Annotated in this window: 17 protein-coding genes, 2 rRNA genes and 1 other RNA gene; 17 read left to right on the forward strand and 3 right to left on the reverse strand. The window is 46.0% G+C overall.

The window, feature by feature from the left end; all coding sequences use genetic code 11:
* From H8K36_RS00005 to nusB, 6 genes are all read left to right on the forward strand, one after another.
* Positions 1-79: ribosomal RNA gene (locus H8K36_RS00005) — 23S ribosomal RNA — on the forward strand; the annotation flags it as partial.
* 170 nt (positions 80-249) lie between these two features.
* Positions 250-362, forward strand: a 5S ribosomal RNA gene (gene rrf / locus H8K36_RS00010).
* Positions 363-631: 269 nt separating this feature from the next.
* Positions 632-3895 (forward strand): amidohydrolase family protein, encoded by a 3264-nt coding sequence (locus tag H8K36_RS00015; protein ID WP_186915675.1) that lies wholly within the window; start codon positions 632-634, stop codon positions 3893-3895.
* A gap of 329 nt (positions 3896-4224) precedes the next feature.
* Complete coding sequence (ribBA, locus tag H8K36_RS00020; protein ID WP_186915674.1) at positions 4225-5337, forward strand: bifunctional 3,4-dihydroxy-2-butanone-4-phosphate synthase/GTP cyclohydrolase II; 1113 nt, start codon at positions 4225-4227, stop codon at positions 5335-5337.
* 72 nt (positions 5338-5409) lie between these two features.
* Entirely contained in the window at positions 5410-5910 is a 501-nt protein-coding gene (gene ribH, locus H8K36_RS00025) for a 6,7-dimethyl-8-ribityllumazine synthase (protein ID WP_186915673.1), read from the forward strand.
* A gap of 46 nt (positions 5911-5956) precedes the next feature.
* Positions 5957-6418: a transcription antitermination factor NusB gene (nusB, locus tag H8K36_RS00030; protein ID WP_186915672.1), complete on the forward strand. Its 462-nt coding sequence runs from the start codon at positions 5957-5959 to the stop codon at positions 6416-6418.
* A gap of 77 nt (positions 6419-6495) precedes the next feature.
* Here nusB and H8K36_RS00035 read toward each other — a convergent pair whose 3' ends face one another.
* Positions 6496-6882: a DUF3224 domain-containing protein gene (locus tag H8K36_RS00035; RefSeq protein WP_186915671.1), complete on the reverse strand. Its 387-nt coding sequence runs from the start codon at positions 6880-6882 to the stop codon at positions 6496-6498.
* A gap of 321 nt (positions 6883-7203) precedes the next feature.
* Here H8K36_RS00035 and H8K36_RS00040 point away from each other — a divergent pair, with 321 nt between their 5' ends.
* A complete protein-coding gene (locus H8K36_RS00040) occupies positions 7204-8172 on the forward strand; it encodes a LysR substrate-binding domain-containing protein (RefSeq protein ID WP_329604207.1) in 969 nt (322 codons plus the stop codon).
* 33 nt (positions 8173-8205) lie between these two features.
* On the opposite strand, the gene H8K36_RS00045 is transcribed toward H8K36_RS00040, so the two are convergent.
* Positions 8206-9150: a lytic transglycosylase domain-containing protein gene (locus tag H8K36_RS00045; RefSeq protein ID WP_186915669.1), complete on the reverse strand. Its 945-nt coding sequence runs from the start codon at positions 9148-9150 to the stop codon at positions 8206-8208.
* Between the two features lie 483 nt (positions 9151-9633).
* On the opposite strand from H8K36_RS00045, the gene ubiD reads away from it, so the two are divergent.
* The 7 genes from ubiD to H8K36_RS00080 all read left to right on the forward strand — a co-directional run bounded on the left by ubiD (position 9634) and on the right by H8K36_RS00080 (position 17069).
* Positions 9634-11118: a 4-hydroxy-3-polyprenylbenzoate decarboxylase gene (gene ubiD / locus H8K36_RS00050; RefSeq protein WP_186915668.1), complete on the forward strand. Its 1485-nt coding sequence runs from the start codon at positions 9634-9636 to the stop codon at positions 11116-11118.
* Positions 11119-11183: 65 nt separating this feature from the next.
* An RNA gene (gene ffs / locus H8K36_RS00055) (signal recognition particle sRNA small type) lies at positions 11184-11282 on the forward strand.
* A 204-nt stretch (positions 11283-11486) separates the two neighbouring features.
* Positions 11487-12308, forward strand: coding sequence for a potassium channel family protein (locus H8K36_RS00060; RefSeq protein ID WP_186915667.1), 822 nt, complete (start codon positions 11487-11489; stop codon positions 12306-12308).
* A 127-nt stretch (positions 12309-12435) separates the two neighbouring features.
* On the forward strand, positions 12436-14730 hold the full coding sequence (locus H8K36_RS00065; protein ID WP_186915666.1) for a DNA polymerase III subunit gamma/tau: 2295 nt from the start codon (positions 12436-12438) through the stop codon (positions 14728-14730).
* Between the two features lie 75 nt (positions 14731-14805).
* Positions 14806-15132: a YbaB/EbfC family nucleoid-associated protein gene (locus H8K36_RS00070; RefSeq protein ID WP_186915665.1), complete on the forward strand. Its 327-nt coding sequence runs from the start codon at positions 14806-14808 to the stop codon at positions 15130-15132.
* Between the two features lie 92 nt (positions 15133-15224).
* On the forward strand, positions 15225-15821 hold the full coding sequence (recR, locus tag H8K36_RS00075) for a recombination mediator RecR (RefSeq protein WP_186915664.1): 597 nt from the start codon (positions 15225-15227) through the stop codon (positions 15819-15821).
* Between the two features lie 6 nt (positions 15822-15827).
* A complete protein-coding gene (locus H8K36_RS00080; RefSeq protein WP_186915663.1) occupies positions 15828-17069 on the forward strand; it encodes a CaiB/BaiF CoA transferase family protein in 1242 nt (413 codons plus the stop codon).
* Positions 17070-17097: 28 nt separating this feature from the next.
* Here the strand turns inward: H8K36_RS00080 and H8K36_RS00085 are convergent, their stop codons facing one another.
* Complete coding sequence (locus tag H8K36_RS00085) at positions 17098-17700, reverse strand: MarC family protein (protein ID WP_186915662.1); 603 nt, start codon at positions 17698-17700, stop codon at positions 17098-17100.
* A gap of 221 nt (positions 17701-17921) precedes the next feature.
* Between H8K36_RS00085 and H8K36_RS00090 the strand changes: the two genes are divergently transcribed.
* From H8K36_RS00090 to H8K36_RS00100, 3 genes are all read left to right on the forward strand, one after another.
* Complete coding sequence (locus tag H8K36_RS00090) at positions 17922-18107, forward strand: DUF1289 domain-containing protein (protein WP_186915661.1); 186 nt, start codon at positions 17922-17924, stop codon at positions 18105-18107.
* A gap of 290 nt (positions 18108-18397) precedes the next feature.
* Positions 18398-18865, forward strand: a complete 468-nt coding sequence (gene gspG, locus H8K36_RS00095; protein ID WP_230404315.1) for a type II secretion system major pseudopilin GspG — start codon at positions 18398-18400, stop codon at positions 18863-18865.
* Positions 18866-18913: 48 nt separating this feature from the next.
* Positions 18914-19381, forward strand: coding sequence for a GspH/FimT family pseudopilin (locus H8K36_RS00100; protein ID WP_186915660.1), 468 nt, complete (start codon positions 18914-18916; stop codon positions 19379-19381).
* Positions 19382-19384: the final 3 nt, after the last annotated feature.

Raw genomic sequence — 19384 nt, forward strand, 5'->3', positions numbered from 1 at the left:
AGGACGTTGATAGGCTGGGTGTGGAAGTGCAGTAATGCATTAAGCTAACCAGTACTAATTGCCCGTACGGCTTGTCCCTATAACTTTGGTCAGTTATAGATAACTACGACAAGTATTACAAAAGTGTTTGCCCATATTGTTTGAGCAGTCACAACCGATTATTTCTGACGATAACATCGTCTACTTCTTCCCAATTGGATTTGCTGAAAGCGACAAAACAACGCGCTCTCAACAAATCAACAAGTTATGCCTGATGACTATAGCAAGTTGGTCCCACACCTTCCCATCCCGAACAGGACAGTGAAACGACTTTGCGCCGATGATAGTGCTGCAACCAGTGTGAAAGTAGGTCATCGTCAGGCTCTTATCCCAGAAAGCCCCTGATTCCAGCGAATCAGGGGCTTTTGCTTTGCGCTTACGGAAAACATCGTCAACTCAATTGGGCCTAATATCCTGCCTAAGCTCATTTTTACCTACCCAATTTGATCGTCCTAAATCTAAGGAATAGAGCGAATATCAGGGGGCTGCTGTTGAACCAAGTTAATTTGTGTTTGTCCAACGACCGTTCGGTTCAAGCTTGGTCTATGATAAGTTTTGTCCTTCCTTAGATAATAATTACACGGAGTTTGCTATGCGTCTTAGCTACAGTCGAAGCCTGTTTATCGCGATGTGTTTGATTTCTGGTCTCAGTAACTCTGCTGATGTACCAAAGAAGAAATGGGATGTTAATTCCCCACCTAGCGAAACAAAGACCATTAATCTCGATATTAAGTCTGGTACTTGGATCAGCGTTGACGTGAGTCCTGATGGAAAACAGGTGCTGTTCGACATGCTTGGTGATATATATGTGATACCAATTGAGGGTGGTGATGCTAAAGCCTTGACGCACTCAATGGCTTGGGAAATGCAGGCTCGCTATTCACCAGATGGGAAACAAATCGCCTTCATGTCTGATGCTGGTGGTGGCGATAATATTTGGGTGATGAATGTAGATGGCTCCAATCCACATCCGGTCACGAAGGAAGACTTCCGTTTATTAAACAATCCTGTGTGGCATCCGAACGGTCAGTATATTGCTGCACGCAAACATTTTTCAGGAACACGATCCCTTGGTTCCGGCGAAATCTGGATGTATCACACGAGCGGTGGTTCCGGAGTTCAACTCAACGAAAAACCAAACTGGCAGAAAGATTTAGGCGAGCCAGCTTTTTCACCTGACGGCCGCTATGTTTACTATTCTCAAGATACGACTGGTGGTTCTTCGTTTGAATATAACAAGAATTCGAATGGACAAATTTATCAAATCTTCCGTAAAGATTTGATCGATGGGAAAACGATTTCTTTGGTTAGTGGCCCAGGTGGTGCTGTGCGACCTACACCATCACCCGATGGTAAATATTTGGCTTTTGTGCGTCGTATTCGAAATCAAAGTACTTTGTTTTTGAAGGATTTAAAAACCGGAGAAGAGATGCCGGTTTGGGCACATTTAGAGCGTGATATGCAAGAAGCATGGGCAGTGCATGGTGTTTATCCTGCATTCGCTTGGATGCCCGGAGCCAAAGAAATCGTGGTTTGGGCCCAAGGTAAGATCTGGCGAGTTGACCCATTTGCTAAGAGTGCCAAAGAAATACCATTTCATGTGAAAGACAGTAGGGATATTCGTTCCGCTGTTCGATTTAGTACCGAGGTCGGTGCAGATCAATTTGATGTGAAGCAATTGCGCTGGGTGAACGTGTCACCAAAAGGTGACAAGGTCTTGTATTCTGCTTTGGGACATATCTATATCCGCGATTTACCAAACGGTACGCCTCGTCGATTAACGAAGCAAAGCGAACATTTTGAGTACTTTCCGCAGTTTTCGCGAGATGGTAAGTCTGTCGTCTACGCAACCTGGCATGATCAAACAACGGGCTCGATTCGTACCTACGATCTGGAGAGTGACCGTGAGCAAGTGTTGACAAAAGAGCTAGGCAAATACATTGATCCTACGGTGTCCCCTGATGGCAAGACGGTCGTTTATCGAAAGGTGCGTGGTGGCTACCTGACTACACCTTGGTTTGGCCTTGAGAACGGTGTCTACGCCGTCAGTTCTGATGGAAAGTCATCCCCGCGTTTGGTGGCAGAGGATGGTGAAAATCCGCAGTTTGGAGTCGATAATAATACCTTGTATTTAACACGGACCAAATATACGAGTGAGGTCGATTGGTCGACATCTTTGTTTCGGATTAATCTAAGCAAATCAGAAGAGTTCGCGGTCGCTCGTGGCGACTTTGCATCAAACTTTTCAGTCTCGCCAGATGGTAAATGGCTGGCTTTTACCGAGCGTTTCCATGTGTATGTGATGCCTATGCCTGCAATTGGTAAAGCAATTACTGTTGGCTCGAAATCTGATGCTGTTCCGGTCAAGCAATTAGATGTGAACGCTGGGGACTATTTGCATTGGTCTGGTGACAGCAAAAAAATACATTTCAGCCTTGGTGATCAACTATTTACAAGTCCATTAATTGATAGCTTCGCATTCATTGATGGAGCGTCGAAAGAGTTGCCAAAGCCAGCTGAGAATGGGCTTCAAATTGGATTCCGAGCACCTTCTGATAAACCTTCAGGCGTGACGGTTGTCTCTGGAGCGCGCGTAGTCACGATGCGTGGCGACGAGGTGATTGAAAATGCGCGCATCCTTATTCGTGATAATCGGATTGCTGCAATTGGTAAGTCGGAAGAGATTGCAATCCCTGCCGGTGCGAACGTCGTTGATGCGAAGGGGAAGACGATTATCCCTGGCCTCGTTGATGTTCACTGGCATGGCGGTATGGGGGAGTCAGAGCTTATCCCGCAGCAAAGCTGGGTCGATTATGCATCGCTCGCTTTTGGTGTGACGACGATTCATGATCCGTCGAATGATACCTCTGAGATTTTTACTCATAGCGAGATGCAAAAGGCGGGTCAAGTGGTTGCTCCCAGAATTTTCTCGACTGGGACAATCCTTTACGGAGCAAAGGCGAATTTTAGCGCGGTCGTGAATAGTTACGAAGATGCGCTAACTCATTTAAAACGCCTCAAAGCAGCAGGGGCAATTTCAGTAAAAAGCTATAACCAACCACGTCGTGAGCAGCGTCAGCAAATTCTCGAAGCAGCGCGCCAGACAAATATGATGGTTGTACCCGAGGGTGGTTCTCTGTTTCAGCACAATATGACGATGGTAGTCGATGGCCACACAGGCGTCGAACACTCGATTCCAGTAGCGAACGCGTACGAAGATGTGAAACAGTTATGGTCTCAAACCAAGGTCGGTTACACGCCCACATTGATCGTTGGTTATGGTGGATTAGATGGCGAACATTATTGGTATGCGAGAACAGATGTGTGGAAGCATCCGATTTTGTCTCGTTATGTGCCACGCTCTGTTCTGGAACCACGTAGCGTGCGTCGTGAGACAGCACCCGAGGAAGATTTTAATGTATTCAATATCGCCCGCACTGCGACTGAATTGCAACGAGCAGGTGTAGCTGTCAATATCGGTGCTCATGGTCAACGCGAGGGACTTGGTGCTCACTGGGAGATGTGGACGTTGGCACGTGGCGGCATGACGCCGCTCGAAGTGATACGTTCTGCGACACTCAATGGCGCGGCTTATCTTGGTATGGATAAGGATATCGGTTCGCTAGAGGTTGGAAAGTTGGCTGACATGGTAATTTTGAATGGTGATGTGTTGAAGGATATTCGTAATTCGGATCAGATTTCCCACGTAATGTTGAATGGACGTTTATACGACGTAAATACGATGAACGAAATCGGCCTTCGTAATAAGACACGTAAGCCATTTTTCTTCGAGGGAAAAAATGGAGTGAATGTACCCGTCAATGTACAGACCTATGGTGATGGACACGGACACTAGGCGATTGATTTGAGTCGCCCACTGGGGGCGCATAAAGCCATAACATTTTGCGATGTTGTGGCTTTTTCTTTTTTAAATTTTGTTTCTGACCTTGCATCGACGGCACTGTCAACATGTTGGACAGAGTAAATCTAACTGGAAGAACGAGAGTTCCTTAAGAATCCGAGCAAGCGCTCGAAAAAGCAGATAAAAATCATTATTTTGCTAATAGAAAGGCAAGATTTGTGCATTGTGTTTCTGCATCGTTGTGTAAATCCTTTAGAATAGAGGGTTACAACATTTTGTGTTCACTGAGTTCGAATTGGTGACACGTCCAAGCAAAGTACAGCATGAATATTTCAAATACCCAAGAAATTGTCGAAGAACTGCGCGCCGGTCGTATGGTGATTTTGGTCGACGAAGAGGATCGCGAAAATGAAGGCGACCTAGTACTTGCCGCGGAGTTCGTCACGCCAGAGGCCATCAATTTTATGGCGAAGTACGGACGAGGATTGATCTGTTTGACCTTGACTGAAGAACGGTGCGACCAGTTGAACCTTGCGATGATGTCTAGTCGTAACGGTACTGCGTATGGTACAAATTTCACGGTCTCGATTGAAGCTGCAGAAGGGGTTACGACCGGTATTTCAGCGGCTGACCGAGCACGTACTATCCAAGTTGCTGTCGACCCGAATATGACGGCTGACGACATTGTGCAACCGGGACATGTGTTTCCATTAAAAGCGCAAAAAGGTGGTGTTTTGATGCGCGCTGGTCATACAGAGGCTGGGTGCGATTTAGCAGAGTTAGCTGGGCTCAATCCATCATCTGTAATTTGTGAGATTATGAAAGATGATGGCACAATGGCACGTTTGCCAGATTTGCTTGAATTCGCGGCGACGCATGGGCTGAAGATCGGTACCATTGCAGATCTGATTCGCTATCGCAGTCAAAATGAAAGTATGGTGCAACGTGTTGCTGAGCGCCCTATGCAAACCGTACATGGCCGTTTCGATGCGATTGTCTATCGCGATATTCCGAGTAACTCAGCTCACTTAGTCTTGGTCCATGGCGATGTCTCGGCTGATGTTGAAACGCTAGTGCGCGTGCATCAACCTGTTTCAATTCTCGATTTGCTTGAAACACAGGTAACAACACACTCATGGAATATAGCGAGTGCCCTACAAGCAATACAAGCAGCACCAAGTGGCGTAATGGTGCTGCTCAATTGCGAAGAGACCGCCGAACAGCTTTTCTCACAGTTTAATGCGTTGAATACACCAGAGAAAAAGCCTCAGGGGCGTGCAGCCCGGATGGATTTGCGCACTTATGGCATTGGAGCGCAGATTTTACGTGATGTTGGAGTGGGCAAGATGCGTTTGCTGGCTAATCCACGTAAGATGCCATCAATGACAGGTTTCAATTTGGAAGTGACAGGCTATCTCGATTGCCCAACAAAATAGTCTATGCTGTTCTGACACTGGCATTCAAGCAAAAGAAAATTTAATGCGATCTGGTCGCGAAAAGGAATAAACATGACAGTAGGACACTATGAATCAAATTTAGATGGTGCAGGCGTGCGCGTTGGGATTGTTCAAGCACGCTTCAACGAGAATATTGGCGAAGGATTGTTAAGCTCATGCTTATCGGAGTTAAAACGTCTCGGCGTGATGGATGAGGATGTCTTGCATGTCACTGTGCCAGGCGCCTTGGAAGTGCCACTAGCTTTGCAAAAGCTGGCAGCCACTCACCAGTTTGATGCTTTGATCGCTTTGGGTGCAGTCATTCGTGGTGAGACCTATCACTTTGAGTTAGTCTCAAATGAATCAGGTGCGGGCATTACACGCGTTGGATTAGACACTGGTATTCCAATTGCAAATGCAATTTTGACGACCGAAAATGATGAGCAGGCCGAAGTGCGGATGCATGAAAAGGGGGCAGATGCGGCACGCGTTGCGATTGAAATGGCGAATTTGACTTTAGCGCTGGAAGAACTCGCTGAAGCCACCGAAGACATTCATTACGAAGCAGATTAATTTGTAGTGCATTGGCACTACTACGACAAAATACGAAGGCAAAACTATGACTACCACTTCACAACACGCCAATCCAAATAAGAGTCGCTCACCACGCCATCGCGCCCGTGAGTTTGCACTTCAAGGTATTTACCAATGGCTCTTAAATAATGAAGATTCTGGCGTAATTGATGCACATATTCGAGAAGCGCACGGTTTCGATAAGGCTGATCGAGAGCACTTTGATGCACTCTTGCATGGTGCGATTAATCAATCGATTGAACTTCGTCAGCAGTTCGCGCCTTTTATTGATCGTGGCATCGCGGAACTGTCACCTATCGAACACGCTGCTTTGCTCATTGGCGCTTATGAATTGAAAAACCATTTGGAAATTCCTTATCGCGTCGTTATTAACGAAGCGGTGGAATTGACGAAATCATTTGGTGGACAAGACGGTCATAAATATGTGAACGGTGTGCTCGATAAATTGGCGGCACAACTTCGTGTGGTTGAGGTTTCTTCGAAATAAGGAGCAATTGACAGATTAGATGAAAAAGGCCCTCGATTGAGGGCCTTTTTTATATATGTATTGGATCTATTTTCGTGCTAATCAAAGCTATATTCTAATAGCACTTGAGAACCTTCATTACCACCCGAGCTCCAAGTCGTACGTCCGTGTCCGCGAATTCCTTCAAAATCGCCTGTACCTGAACCTGTGATCACGTTAAGTGTGCTGATCGATTGCCCCGATTTGACCGAACCAACATGTTGCAAAATAAAGCCACCACGGCGATCACCAATTTTCCCGTTCAAGTATTCGAGCCCCACGAAACTCGAGACCCCTCCATTCCCAGCGAATGCTAAACACTCAAAGCGCGATTCTGCCTGTATATCACCTAAATAATGGTGTGTGAGTTTAGACCTGCGTAGCCCAGTCTCTAGATCGAGTTTTTCGTCTAGACCAAAAAGTTTAACAGTTCCGCATGCAAGCATCTTTATTCCTCCCCCTAAGAATACGATTCAAAAAGACTAGTGAAATAAATAAGGACTTCACCACAACTGATAATTGTGACTATTCGGAAATGACCTTTTGAGTAATATACCGCTTTAATTTTTATTGTATTTCTTCCACTTGATTGTTCTTTCGATATAAATCAGCGTGGTTTTTTACCTTTTTTGCATCTAAAAGTAGAGTATTTCAAATTTTACGTATCATGTCTAATCGTAAAATCACATACTCTATGCGATTTTGTTATAAGCTCGGGGCCGGTCATAATATAAAGATTATTCTAATAAAAAACTTATATAAAAATGATGAAATTTAGACAAATCGAGGCATTTCGTTGTTTGATGGTCGCTGGTACGAGTTTGGGGGCAGCTAGAAAGATGAACATTTCTCAGCCCGCAATTAGCCGTCTGGTTGCAGATCTTGAGGATAGCCTTGGATTCCGGTTGTTCAATCGCTCTAAAGGCCGTTTAGAGCCGACTACGGCTGGAGTTCGATTCTATCGGGCCGTAGAAGAGAATTTTCTTGGTCTTGAGAGATTGACTCAAGTTGCGGCCAATATACGTGCTGATGCACCTGAAGGTATATCGGTCGCTTGTCTATTTGTACTTTCGACTACATTAATGCCCTTAGTCTTGAAAGAATTCTTTAAATATCATCCAAACGTGCCTGTAACGGTCGATACCTGCAATGGCCCTGAGATCTTAGTACGATTGCAAGATATGAAAGTCGATATGGCTATCGCACTTGAGTTCCCAGCGTTTGCTGGCATTGAGATTGAAAAGATACTAAAGGTGAATGTGTCTTGTGCTTTGCCCGAGGGGCATAGACTTGTCGAGAAGGATATGATCTTTCCGGAGGATATCGACGGTGAAAATATGATCGGTTGGGTACCTATCATTTCACAGAATTATGAAAAGGAACTCGAAAGTTTGCAGGCCGCAAAGAGTGTACCTAGAAATGTTATTAAGACCCACACTTCACATACACGTTATGCGATGGTGGCACATGGGTTAGGGCTCTCTTTGGTTGAACCATTCGCTGCCAAAATTTGGCGTAAAAATGGAGTGGTGGTGAAGCCATTTGCGGGTGAGATTAGTTATGATTATGTTTTAGCTTATCCGAGTGGCGGCATTCGATCTCAGATCATGCATGATTTTCGTGACGCAGTAATTAAGGTGGCTAATGAATATGATTTTGGCTTCGATTGTCGGACTAAAGCGGCATTAGTAAACGGTCTTTCAGAGAAGTCTTCAAGCAAAAAAAGCCCGAATTAATCGGGCTTTTTTTATATGTTTGTCGTTGATGAATTAAATCCCCGCAACGATCTCATTGTGATCTTTTGGCGTAACTTTCTCATTTGTAAGTTCGTCAATTGTTTTATCACCTGGCGTTTCTTGAGGGCGAACAATGTTTGCTGGCTTGTTGGTAGAGAATATTGAAACTGGCTTGCCAGCCGCGACGTCTTTAAGGCGTTTGTACTCGGCTAAGACCAAGTTGCCATAGCCGCCGTCTGTTTCATTGTCGGTTGCACCTACATATCGTTTAAGGCCACCTTCGATAGAGCCGGCAGCTTTTACGCAATCGCGCAGAATCATTGCACCAACTTTGATATTAGCCACTGGGTTCAACGCCGCTTTAACACCGCCCAATTCATTAAAACGATCCTTATGCACCTTGGACATGACCTGCATTAGTCCTTGTGCCCCTACTGGACTTTCGGAAAAAGGGTTGAAGCGTGATTCAATCGCGATGACCGACAAAATAAGTAGTGGATCTAACTTGGTTTCTTTGGCAGTGAGATAGCTCGCAGAAACTAGCATATCGATTGCGTCATTGGCTACACGGTAACGTTTCGAGAGCCAATTTGTGACGAGCAATTGCTGGCGTTGGTCGCCTAGTAATTTCGTGTTACTCACCGCGATTGTATCGACTGTCGATTCTTGCTCGGTGCTTTGAGAAATCATTTCAGGTGTTGCCATAATCATTGATAGATCCGGCGTGCTCGTACTTTCCAGGGCAGTATTTTCACTATTGGCAAATGGCGAGAGCGATCTGAACTTAGTCGCCAATTCTGGATTGAAAAACATGCATGCCAGAATAACGATAGCAAGCATGCCAAGCGCAGCCGTTGTGTGTAATACGGTGGTCAAAACATCGACCTTGCGTTTCTTCGCAAGCAAACGCTGCATTTCTTTTTGCGCAGAGCGAGAATGGCTCGGCGTATGAGCTGTTAAAATTAGGTTTTGAATCATTACTACCTCCTGAGTGCTCGAGCCACCCTCAAACAAAAGCCTTTGGCATTTATTTGATTGCGGAACGAATCAGAAACATCGCGCAAGCCCAACCTGATGGAGCAGGCATAAGAGCAAGAGCGCCGGAGTTACTCATCCTTTTGTGTCGTGTCATATGCATGGCAAAAAAGGATAAACAACGTTTTCGGGATGAATTTAAGGATTTCCTTAATCCGACATGGGAACCCGAATCCCAAGGTTTAGTGATACTGTTTGTTGCGTTGTTTTTAGACTTGGCTAAAAATTACTGTAAATCAAATCAGTAGTTTTTGAATTTTGGCGAATTGTATGGGCGCATTTATATCGAGTCAATACTATAGAAATCAGTTTTAATTACTTTTAGATCTTACTTTTCGTGCTGCGATGCAGCAAAACTGAATGAAATCAATCACTTGGAGCATATTTTTTGCCCAAAACATTGAACCAAAAAAAGCGTAAAAAAATATGAAATATACGGATTTGCGGGATTTTATTTTTCAATTAGAGAAACAAAATGAATTAAAACAAGTAGTTACACCTGTATCCCCATTTTTGGAGATGACGGAAATCTGCGATCGCACTTTGCGTAATGAAGGTCCAGCACTTTTGTTCACTAATCCTACTGGGCACCAAATACCCGTATTAGGAAATTTGTTTGGTACGCCAAAGCGGGTAGCGATGGGTATGGGGGCTGCCGATATTTCTGAATTGCGTCAGATTGGTCATGTCCTGTCTTCGCTTAAAGAACCTGAACCACCTAAAGGATTCAAAGACGTGCTCGGTATGGGGTCTCTGATTAAGGCGGTCTGGGATATGGCACCAAAAGAATTAAGGTCGGCCCCATGCCAGCAAATTGTGTGGGAAGGAAATGATGTGGATTTGGCTCGTCTTCCAATACAGCACTGCTGGCCGGGTGATATTGCGCCGCTTATCACTTGGGGATTGGTGATAACCAAGGGCCCTCATAAAAAACGTCAGAATCTTGGAATTTATCGTCAGCAGGTATTGGGTCGCAACAAGGTCATCATGCGATGGTTGGCTCATCGTGGTGGAGCCTTGGATTTTCGTGAACACACTATCGCTCATAAAGGTAAGCCATATCCGATCGCAGTAGCTTTGGGTGCAGATCCTGCGACAATACTTGGTGCTGTCACGCCAGTGCCAGATACGCTCTCAGAATACCAGTTTGCTGGCCTCCTTCGCGGCAGTCGTACTGAACTTGTGAAGGCAATCGGCAGTGAGTTGAGAGTGCCAGCCTCTGCTGAAATCGTTCTTGAGGGGCATATTTATCCGGACGATTCTCATCCTACTGGCTTTGAACATGCGCTTGAGGGCCCCTATGGTGATCATACTGGCTACTATAATGAGCAAGATAGTTTTCCCGTGTTTACCATCGATAGAATCACGATGCGTGAAAATCCAATCTATCATTCAACATACACCGGAAAACCGCCCGATGAACCTGCAGTCTTAGGCGTCGCATTAAACGAGGTATTCATTCCACTTTTGCAAAAGCAGTTTCCGGAAATTACGGACTTCTATTTGCCGCCCGAGGGATGTAGTTACCGTATGGCGGTGGTCCAGATGAAGAAGTCTTATGCAGGTCATGCGAAGCGGATCATGTTTGGTGTTTGGAGCTTTTTGCGCCAATTTATGTACACGAAATTTATTATTGTTGTCGATGAGGATGTCAATATTCGAGATTGGAAAGAGGTGATCTGGGCGATCACCACGCGTGTTGACCCTTTGCGCGACACCACAATGGTCGATAACACTCCTATCGATTATCTAGACTTCGCCTCTCCAATTAGTGGCCTTGGAAGTAAGATGGGTCTTGATGCTACCAATAAATGGCCAGGTGAAACCAGTCGTGAGTGGGGGCGCACGATAGAGATGACGCCAGAGGTAAAGAAGAGGGTGGATTCGATTTGGCAGGAGCTCGGCCTATAATGCTTGAGTTGATTTGCGTTGGGGATTTTTGCCACTCATTGGTATTGTGCGATATAATTGAGGTTGGCGGGCCCCTGCGCATTACGGCGTGATCAATCTGGTCAGGTCGGGAACGAAGCAGCCACAGTCATTTCCCGTAAGTGCCGTAGATCAGGCTCGCCTCTTTCAAACATCTTCGTTTCGCCCTTTCTCTTACTTGTCTGAACTTGCGCTATAACAAACTTATGAAAGTTTGGATTCGATTTTGTCGGATTACGATTTTGCGCAATTGCATACTTAAGTAGCTTATGTCACAGTCAATGTTGGTTCATTAATTTGATGTTGGGATGACCAGCTTTTAAAATTGTCATGGGCGCGGAGTACACAAATTGAGACAGCATAAAGTTGATGCAAATGGCATTGTAGAACTTGAATATGGTTTGAGCGCCAACTTCTTTACTTGGTTTTCTCGCCCAATTTTGTTATTTGGTCTGCTGTTATCAATTCCAGCGTTCTATTTATTGTTAGCGCAGGAAAATGCGCAGGGACGAATGATTGGCCATGTCCTTTATGGCGTCGTTGCTCTTATTTTGTTTGCAGACACACTCTGGCAATGGCAGGCGCATCGTAAGCAAAAAACTCGACACGGTAAGCTGATTCTCGATGTGGTAATCATACTAGGTTGTATCGCCAGTATTATTCCGACCGAAGTGCAATGGGGCATGTTGGAATGGTTATTTCGACTTGGCCTTTGTGCCGTGATCCTCTTACGTATCGCCACCTTAATTTTGCAACACATGCAGCCTAGCCATTTGGTGCAGGTGATCGTTCTCGCGATTATAATGCTGAGTACGGCTGGGGCCGGATTTTATTGGCTTGAGCCAAGAGTAGGAAATTACGCTGATGGAGTGTGGTTGGCGTTCACTACTGTCGCCACGGTGGGTTATGGAGATATCGTCCCGTCGACCCCCGCGTCAAAAATCTTCGCGGTTTTCATCGTTTTGTTGGGGTATGCGATGTTTTCGATCGTGACCGCAAATATCGCAGCTCTATTTGTTGGTGAAGAAGAAGAGGAGTTTGAGCGCCAATTGCACGATGATATTCGAGCTTTGCATCAAGAAGTATCCGCTTTGCGAGAAGAGTTGCGGCTTCAGGACCAACTACTCAATGCCTATCTACAACGGGCCGACAAAGAAAATCATTCTCCGTAGTACTTTTGCACGTACTTACTTCGATTTGTCTTTCATAAGTTGCGAAATTCCCTGATTTTCTTCGTCCAGTCGAGGCTATAATCGATAACCCTGAAATAGGTGGCAAAGAATAAGGTAAAATTGTCGTATGTCCTATCAAGTCCTCGCCCGAAAATATCGCCCTAAGAGTTTTGAGACTTTAGTTGGTCAAGAACACGTTGTTCGTGCCTTGACGCATGCGCTTGAACAGCAGCGGCTGCATCACGCATATTTGTTCACTGGTACGCGCGGTGTTGGTAAAACGACCTTGTCGCGAATCTTGGCAAAGTCATTCAACTGCGAAAAGGGAATCACAGCCCAAGCTTGCGGCATATGCGATGCATGTACTGCGATCGATGCAGGGCGATTTGTCGATTACATTGAGATGGACGCCGCTTCAAACCGCGGTGTTGATGAGATGGCCTCGTTGTTAGAGCAAGCGATTTATGCGCCTTCCAATGCACGATTTAAAGTGTATATGATCGACGAGGTGCACATGCTGACTAACCATGCTTTCAACTCGATGTTGAAGACTTTGGAAGAACCACCGCCGCATGTCAAATTCATTCTCGCAACGACGGACCCACAAAAAATTCCTGTTACCGTCCTTTCTCGGTGTTTGCAGTTTAATTTGAAGCAAATGCCACCTGGTCATATTGTCGGGCACTTGGAAAATATTCTCGGTCAAGAACATATCGATTTTGAAGTTCCTGCGTTACGTTTGTTGGCGCAAGGTGCGCATGGCTCGATGCGCGATGCTTTGTCCTTAACTGACCAAGCAATCGCATATGCTGCTGGTAAGGTAAGTCTAGATGCAGTACAAAATATGCTTGGAGCACTCGATCAATCTTATTTGATTCGATTATTGGACGCATTAGCGGTCGAAGATGGCGCTGCATTGTTGTCCGTTGCAGACGAAATGGCGGCTCGTAGCTTGTCGTATAAGTCGGCCTTGCAGGATTTAGGAACCTTGCTGCATCAGATTTCAATCGCGCAATTGGTGCCAGCGGCACTGGCAGATGATTTGCCAGAGCGTGCCGAATTGATCAGATTAGCTCAGTTGTTTAGTAAAGAGGAAGTGCAACTTTTTTACCAGATCGCGGTACATGGACGTAATGAAATCGGCTTGGCGCCGGATGAGTATGCTGGTTTCTCGATGACCTTGCTAAGGATGCTCGCATTTCGCCCCGGAAATTTGCCACCTGCTGGCGGAGCAGGCGGTGGCGGTCAAACTGGAGTAAGACCTTCTCCCGTAACGCCTAATCGCTCGGCTGCAGTTTCCCAGGCAAGTTCCGGTAATCCTGCGACACGCTCGGCAACTGTTGGGCTAATGCCAAACGGGGTACCTGCTCAAACGCCTTCGTCATCGATATCAACGGTTACTCAATCTTCAGAGGCAGAAAGCAAATCAGAAAATAAGCCAGATATTGAGCAAGAGACGATTGAAGACAAAGCGCTAGCAGGAATTCGCTTGCCACCTCCTGCACCTAAGGCCGACAATTCTTTAGCGGTAGCTGCACCGACAACCAATTCCGGTAAGTTAAGTCCTGCAATGGCAGCATTGGCAGCAGCACGTGCCGCGAGTGGTCGAAATCAAGGAGCTGCAGTTAGGTCATCTAACGTCGTAGTGGCGCCTACAGCACCAGCCCAAGTCAAGGCTGAAGCGATGCAAGAGCCACCAAAGGTAACGCCTATTGCGCCAAGGGTTCCAGAACATCGAGATGTGAGCTCTACCAACTTGCAAGATGGTGAAATGCCTCCACCTTGGGATGATGCTGAGTTTGCTTCAGTTGCTCTGCAGTCAGGGCCACCATTGAAGCAAAAAGATCTTAACGATAGTGATTATTTTGTCGAGGCTGGTCAAACGATTGATTCTCAACACAGTAGAAATGGAGAAGTTTCTGAGGCAGGTGCTTTGGTTGAACTCGCTCCACCAGTAGCGGTTGTACCGAAGGTCGAAGCGTCAAAACTTACAGTAAAGCCCCTTCAATTAATACCCATTGCTGAAATCAGCTGGGACGGCCACTGGCCGAATCTCGCGGCTTCTTTGCCTGTGCGTGGTGTCACACATCAATTGGCTCAGCAAAGTGAGCTTCGTCAATGCTTTGTGAACGGTAATGCCGTGGTTTTTCGGTTGTGTGTGCCTGTGCAAACTTTATTGTCGGCAGGAAGTCTCGAAAAACTATCGGCAGCATTAAACGAGCGATTTGCTAAATCTGGTCATGAGATTCGCATCGAAACCGAGATCGGAGCCGTTGAACAGACTGCTAATGCGCAAGCGCTGGCCGAAAGAGCGGAGCGTCAAGATTTCGCGGAACGAGCGATTCAAGAAGATGGCTTTGTCCAAACTTTGATGCGTGAGTTTGGTGCGACGATATTGACAGGTAGTGTACGGCCAATTTAAGAAATAAGTTATGCTGGACGAAGCTGTCGCAGCTACAGAGAATGTATTAGTATTTTTGTTGAGGAGTATTTGAGTATGATGAAAAATCAATTGGCAGGCCTGATGAAGCAAGCCCAAGCAATGCAAGACAATATGAAGAAAGCTCAAGATCAACTGGCATTGGTTGAGGTTGAAGGGCAGTCAGGAGCTGGTCTTGTGAAAGTCGTGATGACTTGTAAAAACGACGTGAAACGGGTTTCTATCGATCCTTCATTGCTGGCGGATGATAAAGATATGTTGGAAGATTTGGTCGCTGCTGCATTTAATGACGCAGTGCGTAAAGCTGAAGCAACTAGCCAAGAAAAAATGTCGGCATTGACAGCAGGTATGCCATTGCCACCAGGTTTCAAAATGCCGTTCTAATTTCGGTGAGTTGAGTCATTCCTTATATTTGGCGCATCAATCGGAATTCCATTTTCCGTGCGATGCGCCAATTTCATTTTTGAGATCGCATTGTGAAATCACTCAGTAGTTTGGAGCAAATGATTGAGGCTTTACGCCGCCTTCCTGGTGTGGGGCCGAAATCGGCAACGCGGATGGCTTACCATTTATTGCAGCACGACCGCGAGGGCGCACAAATGATTGGGCAGGCGATGATAAATGGCCTGAACATGATTCATAACTGTGGCTCTTGTAATACCTTCACGGAAAATACATTGTGCGATACATGTCAAGATTCTGAGCGTGATACCAGTTTATTGTGTGTGGTCGAATCGCCGAGCGACCAACTCATGATAGAGCAAACGATGACCTACAAAGGACTGTACTTTGTTTTGATGGGGCGTTTGTCTCCATTGGATGGTGTTGGTCCACAGGATATTCATCTCGATAAATTGATTCGCCGCGCTACTGATGGTGTGGTAAAGGAAGTCGTGTTGGCAACCAATTTTAATAATGAAGGCGAAGCTACAGCGCACTACATAAGCGAAACGCTAAAGGTGCGTGGACTTCATGTGAGTCGATTGGCGCGTGGTGTGCCCGTTGGTGGTGAACTTGAATATGTGGATCCGGGGACGATTGCACGCGCCATGCTGGATCGCCGAAATACTTGATTGATCATGGCAAATAAAAGTTTTGGACCTCTCGCCGGAATAAGGGTGCTCGAATTAGGTACGCTTATAGCCGGACCTTTTTGCTCGCGCATGTTGGCCGAATTTGGTGCTGAAGTGATAAAAGTGGAGGCTCCTGACGGCGGAGACCCTTTGCGTCAGTGGAGAGTGCTGAAAGATGGAACTTCGCTGTGGTGGAGTGTTCAAGCACGAAATAAAAAAAGCATTTGCCTCAATCTAAAGACGCCTGAGGGGCGTGAAGTTGCGCGGGATTTAGCTTTGCAAGCAGATGTTATCATTGAGAATTATCGGCCAGGTGTTCTCGAAAAGTGGCAGCTTGGTTATGAAGAATTAAGCACCGTTAATCCTGCTTTGATTATGGTTCGGCTTTCCGGTTATGGACAAACGGGGCCAATGCGAGACTTGCCTGGCTTTGGTGCGATTGGCGAATCAATGGGTGGCCTACGTTATGTGTCAGGGCATCCCGACCGGCCGCCGGTACGCGTTGGAATCTCCATTGGTGATTCTGTTGCAGCTCTACATGGTGTCATTGGTGCGATGATGGCTCTGCGTCACCGTGATGTGACTGGTGGTCGTTGGAATGGTAAGACGGGTTCAGAGTGTATTGCTGGGCGAGGCCAGATGGTGGATGTCGCTCTATACGAATCAGTATTCAACTTGATGGAGTCGTTGGTTCCTGAGTTTGATTATGCTGGTGTCATTCGTGAACGTACTGGAGGTGCCCTACCGGGTATCGTCCCTTCAAACACCTACACGACTAGCGATCAAGAAAATATTGTAATCGCTGGCAATGGTGATGCAATTTTTCATCGCTTAATGCTCGCCATCGGGCGCGATGACTTAGCTCATGATTCAGGCCTTGTCCGAAACGATGGGCGTGTGCCTAGAACTGCAGAAATCGACCAAGCGATTCAAGATTGGTGTGCAACACAAACGATTGATACAGCATTAGCTCGCCTGCGAGTTGCGGATGTTCCAGTTGGAAAAATTTATAGTGTCAAAGATATGATGCAAGATCCCCAGTTTCAAGCAAGGGGGATGTTCGAGCAGCATCAATTTGGCGATGGGCAGTCAGTGAAATTGCCTGCGATTTCGCCAAAATTGTCTGAGACCCCTGGTGAAACACAATGGTTAGGTCCTAAATTGGGCGAGCACACAGAAGAGATTCTCAAGTCACTTGGTTACGATGCAGAGAAGATTGCGCAATTACGTGGTTGCGAGGCAATCTAGCTCCGCTATTTATTTCAGGGGTAGTTGATCAACCCAATGTTTTGAGATAGTCACGTATTCCAGCAAGCAACATCTCGACAGCCATTGCGGTCAAAATCAATCCCATCAACCGCTCGACCGCGGTCATAGTTCGCTCTCCGAGTGCTCTTTGCATGCGTTCTGCGCTCAGCAATACGATTAGCCAGACAACCGCGACAGCAGTCAGTGCTGCGACGTGGATCGCAACATCCATTCTGCTGTCGGATGAGAATAAGAGAACGGTTGCGAGGGAAGACGGGCCGGCTAACGCTGGGATTGCCAGTGGTACGATAAAAGGTTCGTTGTCACCGTCTGTGTCGCCGAAGACGCCGCCTTCTTGTGGAAATACCATTCGTAAAGCGATCAAAAACAATATCACACCGCCGCCTATCCTTAGTGATACTTCGGAAAGTTGAAGTGCCTCTAAAAAATGCTTGCCAAAGAACATGAACAGCAGCAGTAAGACAAACGCGATCGCGCATTCACGTACCACTACTCGCCATCTCCTTTCAGGGGCGACATGCGATAATGCACTTACAAAAATTGGTATATTGCCGAAGGGGTCAGTCACTAAGATTAAAAGTATCAGAGATTGAATGAAATCTTTGGTCATCGCCGATCTCCTTTGCTTGAAGGCGCTTAGTTACTGATTGAAATGGCATTGGTTTTGTAATATCAGCATGATTCTCTCGTGGTTTGAATCTTGCTGTCAATAAAGATTGTGCAAGCAAGGGCAAAAGTGTTTGCTGGTAGGTCGAATACGGTTTGTTTCCTGACTTTTTTATCGTATGTCGTGTTGCCCGCAAATGGGAATAAATTGAAATTGGAGTTTAGATGGAAGATAAAAAACACCGCCCGGATACACCTTGTGTAGCAGTTTGTTCGACAACTTTCGATGAGGTTTGTCGCGGTTGTGGGAGAACTGTGGCTGAGGTCGCAGATTGGGTGTTTATGACGCAAGAACAGAAAGACGCAGTGTGGGAAAGAATTCTTGCAGAGGGCTATCCTCGCCGTAACTAGGTTCGGTAACGTTTGACGCAGGTGGTGGAGTCAAGCAAATGCTATGGGATTTGCTATTAATGTCATGTCTTGTATAGGATTTGTAAGAATTTTTGCAGGGTAGCGTATTCGGTCAAAACGCAAGTTACAATTAGTCGTGCAGTTCGAACTTTTGTTGTCTTTTTTGCGCGTATTCGTGTTAGGATTTCCTTCGCGTTATTTTGTCAATTTTTCATGGTCTGTATGTTTGTTGATAGAAGATACACTATGAAAATGATTCTGGTTTTGTTAGAACGAATTAAATGAGTTTAATGATGATGAATAAGATTAATTCAGTGAGTGGGATTCTCCACAAATCACGAAAAATGGCTGGCTTTACCTTGATCGAAATTATGATCGTGCTTGTGATTATGGGCATTCTAGCGAGTTTGGTTGTTCCGAAGTTGATGGGGCGGACCGATGATGCTCGCGTCCTTCAAGCGAAGCAGGACATCTCGACCATGCTTGGTGCACTGAAAATGTATAAGCTTGATAATCTTCGTTACCCAACAACTGAACAAGGATTGCAGGCCTTGGTCGCAAAGCCAACAGCTGGTCCTGCGGCAAATGGATACAAACCAGAGGGCTACATCTCGAAGCTGCCAAAAGACCCTTGGGGTAATTCATATCAATACATGTCTCCAGGCTTGAAGGCTGATGTTGAGATTTTCTCTTATGGTCAGGATGGGCAGCCTGGTGGTGCGGGCTATGATGCTGACATCGGTTCCTGGGATTTGTGATTTTTTTTTGCCTTAAAAATTCGTACATGAAATTGACTGGGCGTTGATGTGAAACATAAGCGTAGTCGTGGCTTCACTCTTCTGGAATTACTCGTGGTGTTGGTCATCATGGGAATTATGTTGGGGGCTGTATCACTCAATGCAATGCAAAGTACGCGTCAGCGTTTGCAGACGGATGCTCAACGCATTTCTTTATTGCTGCAATTGGCTCGTGAAGAAGCGATTGTACGTAACCGTCCGACCGCGTTTGAAGCGAATCAAGCGGGTTATCGTTTCTTGGTTCTCAATGATAATCGCTGGGAGCAAATCCTTGATCTTGATACTTTACGCGGCCGAGAATTCACCTTCCCAAATACGAAGTTGGAAATTATTCCGAATATCGATCAGAACACAGATAGTTTGAAAATCATTTTTGGTCGTGAGCCGGTTAGTCGCCCATTTGTTTTCAATTTACGTGTCGCCGAGGACTCGGTCTCTATTCGTGCCGATGGCGTAGGCCATTTTGTGGTGGAGTAAAGA

Source organism: Affinundibacterium nitidum (genome assembly GCF_014284155.1).
Classification (GTDB): domain Bacteria; phylum Pseudomonadota; class Gammaproteobacteria; order Burkholderiales; family Burkholderiaceae_D; genus Undibacterium; species Undibacterium nitidum.